General features: G+C 48.7%; 16 protein-coding genes, 1 tRNA gene, 1 rRNA gene, 1 other RNA gene and 1 other annotated feature. Of the genes, 15 read left to right on the top strand and 4 right to left on the bottom strand.

From position 1 onward, the window contains the following. Positions 1-198 precede the first annotated feature (198 nt). Positions 199-1173 (bottom strand): YaaC family protein, encoded by a 975-nt coding sequence (locus NK662_RS22885; RefSeq protein WP_254761294.1) that lies wholly within the window; start codon positions 1171-1173, stop codon positions 199-201. Between the two features lie 112 nt (positions 1174-1285). Here NK662_RS22885 and guaB point away from each other — a divergent pair, with 112 nt between their 5' ends. The 7 genes from guaB (at position 1286) to NK662_RS22850 (ending at position 8384) form a co-directional block, all read left to right on the top strand. Then, entirely contained in the window at positions 1286-2749 is a 1464-nt protein-coding gene (gene guaB, locus NK662_RS22880; protein WP_254761293.1) for an IMP dehydrogenase, read from the top strand. Between the two features lie 98 nt (positions 2750-2847). Further along, positions 2848-4167, top strand: coding sequence for a serine hydrolase (locus NK662_RS22875; RefSeq protein ID WP_254761292.1), 1320 nt, complete (start codon positions 2848-2850; stop codon positions 4165-4167). 222 nt (positions 4168-4389) lie between these two features. Further along, positions 4390-5277, top strand: coding sequence for a pyridoxal 5'-phosphate synthase lyase subunit PdxS (gene pdxS / locus NK662_RS22870; protein ID WP_254761291.1), 888 nt, complete (start codon positions 4390-4392; stop codon positions 5275-5277). An 18-nt stretch (positions 5278-5295) separates the two neighbouring features. Continuing rightward, a complete protein-coding gene (pdxT, locus tag NK662_RS22865; protein ID WP_254761290.1) occupies positions 5296-5886 on the top strand; it encodes a pyridoxal 5'-phosphate synthase glutaminase subunit PdxT in 591 nt (196 codons plus the stop codon). Positions 5887-5940: 54 nt separating this feature from the next. Then, positions 5941-6157: a binding site (T-box leader), on the top strand. A gap of 46 nt (positions 6158-6203) precedes the next feature. Further along, positions 6204-7478: a serine--tRNA ligase gene (serS, locus tag NK662_RS22860; RefSeq protein ID WP_254761289.1), complete on the top strand. Its 1275-nt coding sequence runs from the start codon at positions 6204-6206 to the stop codon at positions 7476-7478. 319 nt (positions 7479-7797) lie between these two features. Next, positions 7798-7890: transfer RNA gene (locus tag NK662_RS22855), tRNA-Ser, on the top strand. 110 nt (positions 7891-8000) lie between these two features. Next, positions 8001-8384 carry a sigma factor-like helix-turn-helix DNA-binding protein gene (locus NK662_RS22850; RefSeq protein WP_254761288.1) on the top strand — a complete coding sequence of 128 codons (384 nt, stop codon included), beginning with the start codon at positions 8001-8003 and terminating at the stop codon, positions 8382-8384. Between the two features lie 28 nt (positions 8385-8412). Here NK662_RS22850 and NK662_RS22845 read toward each other — a convergent pair whose 3' ends face one another. From NK662_RS22845 to NK662_RS22835, 3 genes are all read right to left on the bottom strand, one after another. Then, positions 8413-9081 carry a deoxynucleoside kinase gene (locus NK662_RS22845; protein WP_254761287.1) on the bottom strand — a complete coding sequence of 223 codons (669 nt, stop codon included), beginning with the start codon at positions 9079-9081 and terminating at the stop codon, positions 8413-8415. Beyond that, positions 9078-9719 carry a deoxynucleoside kinase gene (locus NK662_RS22840; protein ID WP_254761286.1) on the bottom strand — a complete coding sequence of 214 codons (642 nt, stop codon included), beginning with the start codon at positions 9717-9719 and terminating at the stop codon, positions 9078-9080. Before NK662_RS22840 ends, NK662_RS22845 begins: the two co-directional genes overlap by 4 nt. 115 nt (positions 9720-9834) lie before the next feature. Continuing rightward, the gene (locus NK662_RS22835) at positions 9835-10380 is read right to left on the bottom strand and encodes a cysteine hydrolase family protein (RefSeq protein WP_254761285.1); all 546 of its coding nucleotides are present in this window, start codon (positions 10378-10380) and stop codon (positions 9835-9837) included. A gap of 78 nt (positions 10381-10458) precedes the next feature. On the opposite strand from NK662_RS22835, the gene tadA reads away from it, so the two are divergent. From tadA to NK662_RS22795, 8 genes are all read left to right on the top strand, one after another. Beyond that, entirely contained in the window at positions 10459-10950 is a 492-nt protein-coding gene (gene tadA, locus NK662_RS22830) for a tRNA adenosine(34) deaminase TadA (RefSeq protein ID WP_254761284.1), read from the top strand. A gap of 76 nt (positions 10951-11026) precedes the next feature. Next, positions 11027-11290: signal recognition particle sRNA large type (ffs, locus tag NK662_RS22825), an RNA gene on the top strand. Between the two features lie 135 nt (positions 11291-11425). Continuing rightward, complete coding sequence (dnaX, locus tag NK662_RS22820) at positions 11426-13111, top strand: DNA polymerase III subunit gamma/tau (protein WP_254761283.1); 1686 nt, start codon at positions 11426-11428, stop codon at positions 13109-13111. Between the two features lie 18 nt (positions 13112-13129). Then, on the top strand, positions 13130-13459 hold the full coding sequence (locus NK662_RS22815) for a YbaB/EbfC family nucleoid-associated protein (RefSeq protein WP_254761282.1): 330 nt from the start codon (positions 13130-13132) through the stop codon (positions 13457-13459). 10 nt (positions 13460-13469) lie between these two features. Further along, complete coding sequence (gene recR, locus NK662_RS22810; RefSeq protein WP_254761281.1) at positions 13470-14066, top strand: recombination mediator RecR; 597 nt, start codon at positions 13470-13472, stop codon at positions 14064-14066. A 16-nt stretch (positions 14067-14082) separates the two neighbouring features. Continuing rightward, the gene (locus NK662_RS22805) at positions 14083-14304 is read left to right on the top strand and encodes a YaaL family protein (RefSeq protein WP_254761280.1); all 222 of its coding nucleotides are present in this window, start codon (positions 14083-14085) and stop codon (positions 14302-14304) included. Between the two features lie 113 nt (positions 14305-14417). Further along, positions 14418-14687, top strand: a complete 270-nt coding sequence (locus NK662_RS22800) for a pro-sigmaK processing inhibitor BofA family protein (RefSeq protein ID WP_254761279.1) — start codon at positions 14418-14420, stop codon at positions 14685-14687. Positions 14688-14938: 251 nt separating this feature from the next. Continuing rightward, positions 14939-15015 (top strand): 16S ribosomal RNA (locus NK662_RS22795); the annotation flags it as partial.

Below are 15015 nucleotides of genomic sequence, written 5' to 3'. Positions count from 1 at the left end.
CAACCATCAAATTTCCGGCAGTGGAACAAAAAAATCAAAAAGTGAAACAATCTTTTTCAAAAATGAAACAAAAAAATGAAAAATGAAACAGTCACTTCAAAACGTGAAACAATTCCGGCCAAGACTTGTTCTGCCTCTGCAGCTTTCCCCTTAAACGCAAAGGAATTCTCTCCTTACAAGCCACTTTTATATGGCTTATCACTTAATTTTATCAGCAAGGTAAAGGTAAATCAGATAGGGCACCTTATCCAGCGTAACGGACAGAAATTGATGAATGAAGGGGTAATCCTCTGTAGAATAGCTGCGCAGCAAATCACTCCACCACTCTGTTTCATATCTGGAAATCATACTCAGATTATATAAAACCAAGTAGTGCGTCAAAAGCTCCGGAAAGATGCCCATATTCTCCCGTTGGTTTGGGAGGAAGTATGTATTTGCCTGAAGGTCATACATCAAAGGAGAAGTGACCGGCTTTTGCTGAATGGCTCCCTTGAAGACAAGCTGCCGGCTTTGCCTGCTGGCGGCTGGATCATACTGCACACCGAGATGGAAGCAGGTATGCTCAAAATATTCGACAAAGCGCTCCTTTGTCATATGGTAGCGGTCAAGTATTTGAACAGGTACACATAGAGTCTCCCCCTCCACATATTTGACGGCTTGGGCAATGGATGACTTTTTGCTGCTCGTGAAGAGATCGAATAGCTCAGCGACCTTTTCCAGGAGAGATTCCATAATAAATTTCTCCCCCTCCAGATGCTTCATGTGAAACATTCTCTCAGCAATATGGGTAAAAAGCCCGTTCTTTTGAATCTTTACTTCATCCTGCAGAAATTCATAGCTCTGTTTTTTCAATTTCCGGGTTGTGACGCCATGGGCCAGTACTGCAGTGGATTCAGGATAATTTGGGTCAACCGTCAGCAGGCAGGCCTTCAGCAGCTGAACCATTCCGTAAAAAAGCAGCACAGGCTGAATGGCCAGCGGGGAGCTCTTGGCAAGCTCATAATAGCTTTTTCCATGCTCCAGGTAATAGATGAACGGATAGCAATTCTCAAAGCTTTTCTTTTCGCTGTCAGGCATTCCTAATTTCTTATAGCAATGGCATAAGTAATTCTGTGAGTGGACGGAGGAGATAAAGAAGCTAAGCTTTTGCCAAACCCAATTTGTCTCAATCATATGTGCTCCTTATAATAAGTCTAAAAATTCAAACTTCTCTGACCTTCCTTGACAGTGCTGTATGCAGTTGTTAAGCTACTAATAATATTTTAGGTCAGAGGAGGATTCATGCATGTGGGAAACGAAATTTGTCAAAGAAGGCTTAACGTTTGATGATGTATTGTTAATTCCGGCCAAATCCGAGGTATTACCACGGGAAGTTTGTGTGAAAACTGTTTTATCCGACACACTCCAACTCAATATTCCATTGATCAGTGCGGGTATGGATACAGTAACAGAAGCTGAGATGGCTATTGCAATGGCGCGCCAAGGCGGTCTGGGAATTATCCATAAGAACATGTCCATTGAACAGCAAGCAGAGCAGGTGGATAAGGTAAAGCGTTCTGAGAGCGGTGTAATTACAGATCCTTTCTTTTTGACTCCAGAGCATCAAGTGTATGATGCTGAGCACCTCATGGGCAAATATCGTATCTCCGGTGTCCCGATTGTAAATAATGCGGATGAACAGAGATTGGTCGGCATCCTCACAAACCGGGACCTGCGTTTCATCCAGGATTACTCCATTCGAATTTCTGATGTGATGACAAAGGAAGACCTCATTACAGCTCCAGTCGGCACCACATTGGATGAAGCAGAAAAAATTCTGCAACGCCACAAAATTGAAAAGCTGCCGCTGGTGGATGACAGCTTTGTCCTGAAAGGGCTCATTACAATCAAGGATATTGAGAAGGTAATTGAGTTTCCAAACTCGGCAAAGGATAAGCAAGGACGTCTCCTGGCAGGAGCGGCAGTCGGTGTCACTGCTGATACAATGGTCCGGGTAGATGCTTTGGTGAAAGCAAGTGTAGACGTTATTGTAGTGGATACTGCGCATGGCCACTCTGCCGGTGTACTGGAGAAGGTGAGCGAAATTAGAGCCAAGTATCCGAAGCTGAACATTATTGCAGGGAACGTTGCCACTGCCGCCGCTACAAGAGACCTTATCGAAGCAGGGGCAAATATTGTGAAGGTCGGCATTGGGCCAGGCTCAATCTGTACAACCCGTATTGTTGCCGGAGTCGGTGTTCCACAGCTGACAGCAGTATATGACTGTGCGGATGAGGCAAGAAAATACGGAGTTCCTATTATTGCAGATGGAGGAATCAAGTACTCCGGTGATATTGTGAAAGCATTGGCGGCAGGTGCCCATGTGGTGATGCTGGGCAGCATGTTTGCGGGAGTTTCTGAAAGCCCGGGCGAGACTGAAATTTACCAAGGCCGCCGCTTTAAGGTATACCGCGGCATGGGCTCTGTGGGAGCCATGGAGAAGGGCAGCAAGGACCGTTACTTCCAGGAAGGCAACAAAAAGCTTGTGCCGGAGGGAATTGAGGGCCGCCTGCCGTATAAAGGACCACTGGCAGATACAGTCCACCAGTTGGTTGGAGGACTTCGCGCCGGCATGGGCTACTGCGGTGCCAAAAATCTGACAGACCTGCGTGAAAATGCACAGTTTATTCGCATGACAGGGGCTGGTCTTCGCGAGAGCCACCCGCATGATATCCAGATTACAAAGGAAGCACCAAACTATTCTTCATAATATTCGATTTTTCGACAGGGGTCGCGCACCCCTGTCTATTTATTTGTAATTGTGCTAGAATAACACTTATGTAACTACAACCATGAGGGGGGAATAAAGTGAAAGGCTTGTTGTATCAACGAATATTCATCATTCTGACGATATTCGCACTTGGTTTTGGGATTTTGACTCCATTTAATCGTGTGTTTGCAGAATCAAATGCAAACTTGGATATAAAAGCAGCATCAGCCATTCTGGTAGAAGCGAAGTCTGGAAAAATTCTGTATGGAAAGAACGTAGATGAATCTCTGGCAATTGCAAGCATGACAAAGATGCTGACAGAATACTTGGTTCATGAAGCTGTGGAACAGGGAAAGATTAAATGGGATCAGAAGACGACGGTTTCCGAATATGCCCATCTCATTTCACAAAACCGCGATTTATCCAATGTACCGTTGGAAAATGGCGGCTCTTATACAGTGAAGGAATTGTATGAGGCAATGGCGATCTATTCCGCAAACGGAGCAACCATTGCTTTGGCGGAGCTCATTGGCGGTTCAGAGACGAATTTTATCAGCCTGATGAATAAAAAGGCGCAAGAGCTTGGCATGAAAAACTCAAGATTTGTGAATGCGACAGGCTTGTCAAACCGTGACTTGCAGGGAAAACAGCCTGCCGGCACAGATCCAAATGATGAGAACAAGATGTCCGCACGGGATGCGGCCATTCTGGCACAGCGGTTGATCACAGATTACCCAAGTATGCTGAAGACCTCCAGCATTCCAAAGAAGACCTTCCAAGAAGGCGGCAAATATCCAGTAAAGATGGATAACTGGAACTGGATGCTTCCCGGCCTGGTATATGGCTATGAGGGAATGGACGGCTTGAAAACAGGCTCCACACCTGAGGCGGGCTACTGCTTCACGGGTACAGCAGAACGGGATGGAGTTCGCTTCATCTCCGTTGTCATCAAAACAGATTCTTATCAGGCCCGCTTTGAAGAGACAAAGAAGCTGATGGATTATGGCTTTGGCAACTATGATGTGAAGGAAGTATACCCAAAGGGCTATGCTCCAAAAGAAAAAAGCACAGCTGAGGTTGTGAAAGGAAAAGAGAAGCAGGTCAGCTTTGAAACGACAGAAGCTGTCGTCCTGCCGATTATGAAGGGCAGCAAGGATGGGTACGCAATCTCCTATAAAATGAACAACAAGCAAATTACTGCACCGGTGAAGAAGGGTGCAAAGGTTGGGCAAATGATTGTCTCCGCAAAAGGCAGTCAGGACCCTGGCTTCCTGCAGGGACAGACCTTGAAGATCGATCTGGTCACAAAGGATGCTGTAGAGAAAGCCAATTGGTTCGTGCTGATGGGCCGCGGAATCGGTTCTTTCTTTGGCCAACTTTGGACAGGCGCGGTTGATACAGTAAAAGGCTGGTTCTAAGAAGCCGCATGGCCAGACAAGAAACAAAAGCTCCTTTCGGGGAGCTTTTTTCCGTATATGGGATATGATATAGAATGTACGGAAATTCCTGTGGCTTATATGGTTTTTTCGGTAGAAAATAGTGGACAAGCCAGTAATAGATGATGTTAGAATGTAAGAGTATTCTTAATTTTCGTCTCGGAAATATGAAGAACTGCAACTGATATAGAGGGGGTTTCTTACATGATCAACTTAACAGGTACAGAGCGCGTCAAGCGCGGCATGGCAGAAATGCAAAAGGGCGGCGTCATTATGGACGTTATCAACGCTGAGCAGGCAAAAATTGCTGAAGAAGCAGGCGCTGTTGCGGTAATGGCATTGGAGCGCGTTCCGGCTGATATCCGTGCAGCAGGCGGCGTGTCCCGTATGGCTGACCCTACAATCGTTGAAGAAGTCATGAATGCGGTATCCATCCCGGTTATGGCAAAGTGCCGGATCGGTCATATTGTAGAAGCTCGCGTATTGGAAGCTCTTGGTGTAGACTACATCGATGAGAGTGAAGTATTGACTCCGGCGGATGAAGTATACCACCTGAACAAGCGTGAGTATACAGTTCCATTCGTATGCGGCTGCCGTGACATCGGTGAAGCTGCGCGCCGTATCGCTGAGGGTGCTGCCATGCTTCGTACAAAGGGTGAGCCTGGAACAGGCAACATCGTAGAAGCAGTGCGCCACATGCGCCAAGTGAACGCAGAAATCCGCCAGGTTGTGGGCATGCGTGAAGATGAACTGATGACATTTGCAAAGAACACAGGCGCTCCTTACGAGGTACTGTTGGAGATTAAGAAGCTTGGCCGTCTTCCAGTTGTAAACTTCGCAGCAGGCGGCGTGGCAACACCAGCGGATGCGGCTTTGATGATGCAATTGGGTGCTGACGGTGTATTCGTGGGCTCCGGTATCTTCAAGTCCGAGAACCCTGCGAAGTTTGCCCGTTCCATCGTGGAAGCAACAACACACTATCAGGATTATGAACTGATTGCCAGCCTGTCCAAGGGACTGGGAACTGCCATGAAAGGCATTGAAATTTCTTCTATCCTTCCAGAACACCGCATGCAAGAGCGCGGCTGGTAAGAAAGAGGAGTTTGCGGCATGATTACAATTGGTGTATTAGGACTGCAGGGTGCTGTCCGCGAACATGTCAGATCCATCGAAGCTTGCGGTGCGCGTGCACTTGTTGTAAAGCGTGCTGAGGAGCTTGAGGAAATCGATGCTTTGATTTTGCCTGGCGGCGAAAGCACAACGATGCGCCGCCTGATTGATAAGTATAGCTTCATGGAGCCGCTGCGCCAGTTTGCAGCCCAAGGGAAACCGCTGTTTGGCACATGTGCCGGCATGATTCTGTTGGCCAAAAACCTGGTGGGCTACGATGAAGGCCATATCGGAGCCATGGATATTACGGTGGAACGCAATGCGTTTGGCAGACAGCGTGAAAGCTTCGAGGCGCCTCTTTCTATTATAGGTGTAGGCGAGGACTTTATGGGTGTTTTCATCCGTGCACCTTACGTAGTGAGTGTCGGACCTGATGTAGAAGTGCTTTCCACACATGGAGACCGTATCGTGGCTGCGCGCCAAGGCCATTTGCTGGCGGCATCCTTCCATCCGGAATTGACGGATGACCACCGCATCACGGCATATTTCGTGGAAATGGCCAAGGAAGCGAAAGCGAAAAAAGTGGGCTGATGCCCTTGCATGTTATCGGAGATTATAGTAAATTGATGGTAACATTTCTATATGTAGAAAGTGTTGACAGGAACCAGTAGCATGTGTGTCTTCTCGCAGAGAGTCGGTGGTTGGTGCAAACCGATAGAAGCAGCCTGTGAATCCGTCCTGGAGTGAACTGCCGAACGTCCCTGGACCAGTAAGCATGTTCCGGCTGCAGCCGTTATCTTGACCGAGAGGAAAGCAATGCTTTCAACTAGGGTGGCAACGCGGGTTCACTCCCGTCCCTTTTATACAAGGGACGGGAGTTTTTTATTTTCATAAAAGGAGGAATAAGTATGTTAGACATTAAAATGCTGCGCGCAAACTTTGAAGAAGTGAAAGCGAAGCTGCAGCACCGCGGCGAAGACTTGACAGACTTCGGCCGTTTCGAAGAATTGGACATCAGACGCCGGGAGCTGCTTGTGCAGACGGAGGAGCTGAAAAGCCGCCGTAATGAGGTATCCCAGCTGATTGCAACGCTGAAGCGCGAAAAGAAGGATGCAGAGGCGCTCATTCTGGAAATGCGTGAGGTGGGCGATAAAATTAAGGGGCTGGATGAAGAGCTGCGCACAGTAGAAGCAGATCTGGAGCTCTTGATGCTGTCCATCCCGAACATCCCGCATGAGTCTGTGCCGGTTGGCGCAACCGAGGATGACAACGTGGAAATCCGCAAGTGGGGCGAGATGCCGCAGTTTGGCTTTGAGCCAAAGCCGCACTGGGACATTGCCACAGGCCTCGACATTCTGGACTTTGAGCGTGCCGGGAAGGTGACGGGCAGCCGCTTCGTATTCTATAAGGGACTCGGTGCCCGCTTGGAGCGCGCCCTGTTCAACTTCATGCTGGATCTGCATACAGAGGAGCATGGCTACATGGAGATACTGCCTCCTTATATCGTGAACCGTGACAGCATGACGGGCACCGGGCAGCTGCCGAAGTTCGAGGAGGACGCGTTCCGTATTGAGAGCGAGGACTATTTCCTCATCCCGACAGCGGAAGTGCCGGTAACCAACCTGCATCGTGATGAAATCTTAAGCGGCGATGCCCTCCCGATTCAGTATGCGGCATTCAGCGCGTGCTTCCGTTCTGAGGCGGGCTCCGCCGGACGTGATACCCGCGGCCTCATCCGCCAGCACCAATTCAACAAGGTGGAGCTGGTGAAGTTCGTGAAGCCAGAAGAATCCTATGACCAACTGGAGAAGCTGACAGGGGATGCCGAGCGCGTCCTGCAGCTGCTGGGACTCCCTTACCGTGTCCTGAGCATGTGCACGGGTGACCTGGGCTTCACCGCTGCGAAGAAGTATGATATTGAGGTTTGGATCCCAAGCTACGGTACATACCGTGAGATCTCTTCTTGCAGTAACTTTGAGGCCTTCCAGGCGCGCCGTGCCAATATCCGCTTCCGCCGTGAGCCGAATGCGAAGCCGGAGCATGTGCACACATTGAACGGATCCGGCCTGGCGATCGGCCGCACAGTTGCCGCGATCCTGGAAAACTACCAGCAGGAGGATGGCTCTGTCATCATTCCTGAGGTCCTCCGTCCATACATGGGCAACAAGGAAGTTATTAAGTAAAAGGAGAAGCCCGGGCAGCTGCCCGGGCCTTCCCTCACAGAAAACTCACATGGCCGTTCAGCCGCACCCCAATCTGAAAAAGGAGTGCAGATTGAAACAGCCTCGATGCCCCCGCTTCGCTCTGCCGAAGCACTGTTAAACCAGTCGGAGAGGACGATCCGTAAGGTTTAACCGCTCTCCGCAACGTTATGTCCACTTACGCCCCGATAAAAAGAAAAAGGTTTTTGTTTTTCATTCTTTTGCTTTTTTCACAAAAAACCAATATCTCCAACTGCTTGACGAACAATTTCTAGTCTGATATCATATTCCATGTCAATAAGGAGGAATACCCAAGTCTGGCTGAAGGGGTCGGTCTTGAAAACCGAGAGGCGGTGAAAGCCGCGCGGGGGTTCGAATCCCTCTTCCTCCGCCATTTTACATTGACAACAGCGCATATAAGTGGAGATTGAAAAACTCGTTACGATGCTGTAACGAGTTTTTGTTTTAGCGAAGCTATTTTGTCCAACAGGAGGGGGAACGATTATGGATATTATTGTGCAAACATTTCCGATGAAGGAAAAGACACTATATTACGTACAATGTCCTGTGTGTAAGAAGGATCGAATCTTAAACAGCATTTCCAACGTATCCTACACAGTAAGTGAGGATGCCTTCCGTAAGCTATGCGGCTGTATCTGCAAGTCCACAGTACAAAGCAAGCGAGAGGCGAAGCCGAAGGTGCAGGCTGCAGAGAAGCCGGCAGCAAAGCGCAAGGGCATCACCGCTTTGATTGCAGGCCGTGAAATGACAGTGAAAGAGATTGCTGATACATATGGCATCAGCCAGGCGACTGTCCGCCAGCGCATCAATGCCGGCAAGACAGAAGCAGAAATTATTGCTCCGACGAAGAAAACAGTGAAAAACTAAAACCCGTGCGGCTGCACGGGTTCTTTTTTTATCGCACTAATTTTCTTGTTTGCTGCAGGAAATAGCCGATTTTTTCCACTACCGGCTCAATGGAGTTCTCATCCTGCACGATATCATAATCGTTAATGTTCAGGCGGAGGATCGGGCAGGCGTTGAAGCTATTGATCCAATCCTCATAGCGGCCATGCATTTCCTTCCAGTACTCAATCGGCGTTTGCTGTTCCATGGGACGGCCGCGCTCGCGGATGCGGTCCACAATGTCTTCGAAAGAGCCTTCCAGGTAGATGAGCAAATCAGGATGCGGGAAGTATGGCGTCATCACCATAGCGTCGAATAAACCTTTATAAGTAACATAATCCGTTTCTGTCATCGTGCCTTTTTCGTAATGCATTTTTGCAAAAATGCCAGTGTCTTCATAGATGGAACGGTCCTGCACAAAGCCGCCGCCATATTCAAAGATGCGCTTCTGCTCCTTGAAGCGTTCGGCCAGGAAGTAAATCTGAAGGTGGAAGCTCCAGCGTGTGAAGTCCGCATAGAACTTGTCCAGGTAAGGGTTTGTATCTACCTTTTCAAAGGATGTGCGATATCCGAGGGCCCGTGCCAATGCATTTGTCATGGTGGATTTGCCGACACCTACTGTACCCGCAATTGTGATGACTGCATCACCGGGAATATCATATTTTTGTCTCAGGTTCATCGTTGGCCAATCTCCTTTTTCATCGTGTTTTCTAGTTTGGATAAGATGTGGCGCAGGTCGGCTTCGTTATTGACGAAGTCCATATTGTCACCGTTGAATTTCAATACAGGGATGTTTGGGTGGTCAATGATGAAAGTTTCCATTGCTGCTTCATAGTCCGCGATGAGCTGCAGCAAATAGTGGGGATCAATATTCTTTTCAAACTCCCGTCCACGCATGGCGATTCGCTTCTGCAGGGTTTCCAGGCTGGCTGTTAAATAGACAATCACATTCGGAACAGGCATGTCCTGCGTTAAAATTCGATAGATTCCCATATACTTTTCATATTGCGCCGGCTTCAGGGTGCGGGCTGCAAAAATCAAGTTCTTAAATATATGATAATCTGCCACGACTGGCATGGATTGCTTTAAGTATTTGCTGTCGATATCCTCCAGCTGTTTATAACGATTGCAGAGGAAAAACATTTCTGTCTGAAAGCTCCATTCATGGATGTCCTCATAAAATTTCCCCAAGAAAGGATTTTCATCTACAATCTCTTTTAACAAATGAAGCTGAAAGGCTTCTGAGATGGCTTTAGCAAGCGAAGTTTTTCCGACACCGATCGGTCCTTCCACAGTTATAAAAGGTATCTCTGCCATAATTGCTCCTCCTTTACCACGGCGTCTTGAGACGAACAAAAGAATCAAAACAGGATTATTGTAGCACAAGAGAAGGGGGAAGGGACGAATTTCCGACAAAAACTTCTTTAGAAATTTATACAAAAGAAAGCATAAGTTCAGCGGAGCTTTGTACCTTCGCCTTCATGATTTGTTCCATGACCCGGAGTGCATGCTCTGTATCCTGATTATGATTGGAGGCAATGCAATCTGAAGGGATATAGAGGTTATAATGCCTCATATGGGCATCATTTGCTGTGAACAGCACGCATATATTGCCGGCAACCCCGGCTACAATCAGATTTTTCACCTGTAAATAGCCAAGCAGCGAGTTTAATGGCGTTTCGTAAAAGGCAGAATAATGAGGCTTAATCAGAAAATAATCGCTTGCTTCAGGATGAATATGGTCAATGATGGAGTTGCTTTGCTCATTGCGGCAATAGGTGACGATCTCCTGGAGATCTGCTTTCCAAATGCCGTAGTGGTCATTGATATAGATGATGGGGATGCCTGCAGAGCGGGCTTTCTCTTTCAACCGCATGATGGAAGGAAGCATGGCACGGCACTTCTCGGCAAGGATATGCCCGTGGTCAAAACGGAAGTCATTGATTAAGTCAATTAACAGCAGCGCAGTGTTTTTCATCTTGTCTTCTCATCTCCTTTCGTATAGTTTAGGTAGAAAGAGATGAACTTATTTGTAAGGAACAAAGGAGTTTGTGGCATGGAACACGATGAGTTGTATATGAGAGCTGCCATTGAGCAGGCGGAGCTGGCAAGGGAGATACAGGAGGTCCCGATTGGCGCGGTCATCGTCTGGAACGGTGAAATTATCAGCCGGGCCTATAACCTGAGGGAAACCGAGCAGCGGGCTGTTGCCCATGCCGAACTGCTGGCCATAGATGAAGCCTGCAGGAAGCTTGGTACATGGCGGCTGGAGGACGCAACCCTGTATGTGACGCTGGAGCCGTGCCCGATGTGTGCCGGGGCCATCGTGCTGTCCCGGGTGAAGCGGGTCGTGTACGGGGCGAAGGATCCCAAGGGCGGCTGTGCGGGCACCTTGATGAACCTGCTGCAGGAGGAACGGTTCAATCACCAGGCGGAGGTCGTCAGCGGTGTCCTTGAGGAGGAATGCGGGGAACTGCTCTCCAGCTTTTTCAGGGAACTGCGGCAGAAAAAGAAGGCAGAGCGGCAGCAGAAAAATACTTGTCTTTAGCAAGTTGCATTTTGTGATGAAAACAGATATACTGAAGTTGCCTTTGTTAAGGCATTTACAATTGGTTTCAATTTTGCCGTGCTAGGCGGGGAGGTAGCGGTGCCCTGTACCCGCAATCCGCTCCAGCGGGGCTGAATCCCTTCTCGAGGCTGCGTCACTGTAAGGCTGCCCTGGGTAAGTGGCGTTGACGTCTGGGTCCTGCGCAACGGGAATTCGTGAACCTTGTCAGATCCGGAAGGAAGCAGCAATAAGCGAAAGCTCTCGTGTGCCGCGGGGGTGCCTGGACCGAGCTAACTGCTCAGGTAACGCTTATGGTGCGCAGTCGACAGAAGGTGCACGGCAGTTTCATACATAAGATTAACCCACTCGCAGGAGTGGGTTTTCTTGTTTATATGGTGTGAGAAATACGGTATAATAAAGAATACTGTCAGAATAGAACGATGACTTGGAGAACCGGTAAGGGAGGGCTGCTTTCATGTCATATCAGGCATTATATCGAACGTGGAGACCACAGCAATTCACAGATGTGGTTGGACAGGAGCATGTGACCAAAACATTGCAAAATGCCCTGCTGCAGGAAAAGGTCTCTCATGCCTATTTGTTTTCCGGGCCCCGGGGAACCGGTAAAACAACCATTGCCAAGGTGTTTGCCAAGGCTATCAACTGTGAGCAGGCACCGACAGCAGAGCCGTGCAATCAATGCGCAGCCTGTCTTGGCATCACGAACGGCTCCATTTCGGACGTACTGGAGATTGATGCTGCCTCCAACAACGGTGTGGATGAAATCCGCGATATCCGTGACAAGGTCAAGTACGCTCCAAGCGCTGTCCGCTATAAGGTATATATTATCGATGAAGTTCACATGCTGTCCATCGGGGCATTCAATGCCCTGCTGAAGACCTTGGAGGAGCCTCCAAGACATGTAATCTTCATTTTGGCAACAACAGAACCTCATAAAATCCCTCCGACAATCATCTCACGCTGCCAGCGCTTTGAGTTTCGCAAGATTGCTGTGCGAGATATTACCGCAAGACTGGCGACTGTCATCCAAAATGAAGGCATTACAGTAGAAGAGGAAGCACTTCAGATTGTGGCGCGGGCGGCGGAGGGCGGCATGCGTGATGCCCTGAGTCTGCTGGATCAGGCAATTTCCTACAGCGAGGACCAGGTGGGCACGGAGGATGTACTGGCGGTGACGGGCTCTGTATCACAGCGGAATCTGTCTCAGCTTGTGCATTGCATCCTGCATAATGATGTCCCGCAGGCCCTGCGTCTGATTGAGGGAATCATGAATCAGGGGAAGGATCCCCTCCGCTTCATGGAGGATTTAATTTATTATTATCGGGACATGCTATTGTATCAGACATCACCGCAGCTGGAGGACTTGCTGGAGAGAGTGGCTGTGGATGAAGCATTTCGTGAGCTGAGCAGTGAAATCAGCGCAGATATGATTTATGAAGTCATTCATACGCTGAGCAAAAGCCAGCAGGAAATGAAGTGGACGAATCATCCGCGTATCTTTTTAGAGGTAGTGATCGTGAAGCTTTGCCAGCAGTTTCTTGTGCAGACACAGGGCTCCGGACAGCTGCAGGCTGTCCTGCAGCGTGTGCAGAGCCTGGAGACTGAGCTTCAACGGGTGAAAACAACAGGCGTTCCCATGGCGATGGCCGCGGCAGAGCCCACGCCTGCCCTTGAACGGAAGCAGACAAAGCCGGTGCGCAGCGGCACGCGTATTCCAACGGGGCGGATTCAGGAAATTTTAAAGAAGGCAACCCGTAAGGATTTGGAGCAATTAAAAGGAATTTGGGGCGGTGTGCTGGAACAATTAAAACAGCAAAACCGCGTTTCCCTGTCCGTCCTGCTGAAAAGCAGCGAACCGGCAGCAGCCTCGGACGATGCCTATATCCTTGCATTTGAACACGATGTCCACTGTGACCTTGTGATGAAAAATCAAGAGGGTGTGCAGGCGCTCGATCAGCTGGTGGCGGATATGCTGGGAAGAAAGCTGTCCATGCTTCCGGTTCCGCGGGCAGAATGGGCAAAGATTCGGGAGGACTTCCTGAAGAAAGACCAATCCGGTGAACAAAAGGAGCAGGTGAACCCTTTGGTTGATGAGGCCATTAAGCTGGTTGGGAAGGAATTAGTAGAAATTAAAGAATGATTATTGGAGGAATGAAACATGATGCGTGGCGGTATGGGTAATATGAATAATATGATGAAGCAAATGCAAAAAATGCAAAAGGAAATGCAAAAAGCACAGGAAGAACTGCTGACAAAGACCGTTGAGGGAACTGCGGGCGGCGGCATGGTTACAGTCATTGTAGATGGCAGCAAGCGCGTGCTGGAAGTAAAGATTAAGGAAGATGTTGTAGATCCGGACGATGTGGAAATGCTGCAGGATTTGGTGTTGGCTGCGACAAATGATGCACTGAAGAAAATTGATGACATTACAGCCTCCACAATGGGACAATTCACAAAAGGATTGAACTTGCCGGGCGGATTGTTCTAGGAGGGCGCTCATGCATTATCCTGAGCCGATATCAAAACTGATCGACAGCTTTATGAAGCTGCCGGGCATTGGTCCCAAAACAGCAGCCCGGCTTGCCTTTTTCGTATTGGATATGAAGGAGGACGAGGTATTGGACTTCGGAAAGGCGCTGGTGAATGCCAAGCGCAATCTGTCCTATTGCTCCGTCTGCGGCCATATCACAGACAGGGACCCTTGTTATATTTGCGACAGTAAGCATCGCGACCACTCCATCATCTGCGTTGTGCAAGAGGCGAAGGATGTCATTGCGATGGAGAAGATGAAGGAGTATCAAGGGGTGTACCATGTTCTGCACGGCGCCATTTCCCCTATGGAAGGAATCGGCCCCGAGGACATTCGGATTCCGCAGCTGCTGCAGCGTCTGCATGACGAGACGGTGCAGGAGGTTATTTTGGCTACAAATCCGAATATTGAAGGGGAAGCAACAGCCATGTATATCTCACGGCTGTTGAAGCCGACGGGGATCCGGGTGACAAGAATTGCCCACGGTCTTCCTGTTGGCGGGGACCTGGAGTACGCGGATGAGGTAACCCTATCCAAGGCCATGGAAGGAAGACGCGAACTGTAAAGTAGGAGGTACACGCATGTTCTTTCATCGAAAGGGCCGCTTGCGGAAGGAATTTGATCAAGAGCTGATCAGCCTGCTCGAGCAATCCAAGCAGGAGCTGATCCGGCAAAAGCGTATTGTGGAACAAAGCCTGGAGCCGTCGGAGGACGTCATTTGCCATATGCTGATTGCGGAAGCGAAGTATTTCTATTTGCTGAGATCAGCGAAACTGCGCCAGGTCAAAATGGTGAAGCTATAAAGGAAGGTGCCGCTTCTGCCGGCGCCTTCCTTTTTTTATCTGTAGGGGAATTGTCATGTTTTCTGTTCCTTATCCATACATATGTAGTACAAGCTGCAGAGGAGGATTTCCATATGGATCATCTATTGATCATAGGCGGCATTGCCGGGGGTATTATATTGCTTCTGCTTATCGGCGGACCTTTTAAGCCGTTCCGGGCAGCCGGAAAAACACTGATGAAAATCGTTGTGGGGGCATTGGGCTTATTTCTTTTAAATACGGTCGGGGCACAATGGAACTTTCATATTCCGATTAATGTGATCACGGCCTCTATATGCGGATTGTTGGGCTTGCCTGGCTTTGGGGCATTGGCTGTCATTCAACTGTATATTTTGCCCCACTAAAAAGAAACAGCAGCCTGTTTCTTTTTTTCTTTTTGGATCGCTGCAGATTATTGTCCCGTTAAATACTTTTTGTTGACGGAACAAAAAGGACATGCTATATTATTAAACGTTGTCAGCAATTGAGATAAACAAGCTGTTGACATCAGATGTGGGTTATGTTATATTATAAAGGTCGCTTCGGCGGCATGAACCTTGAAAACTAAACAGAACACAAAACGTCAACATTTATTATTTGAAGCTAGACAAACACCTTTATGGAGAGTTTGATCCTGGCTCAGGATGAACGCTGGCGGCGTGCCTAATACATGCAAGTCGAGCGGAGCCCTTC

It is taken from the genome of Ectobacillus ponti, from assembly GCF_024294785.1.
GTDB lineage: Bacteria > Bacillota > Bacilli > Bacillales > Bacillaceae_G > Ectobacillus > Ectobacillus ponti.
This window is presented reverse-complemented; position numbering and strand designations above follow the sequence as displayed.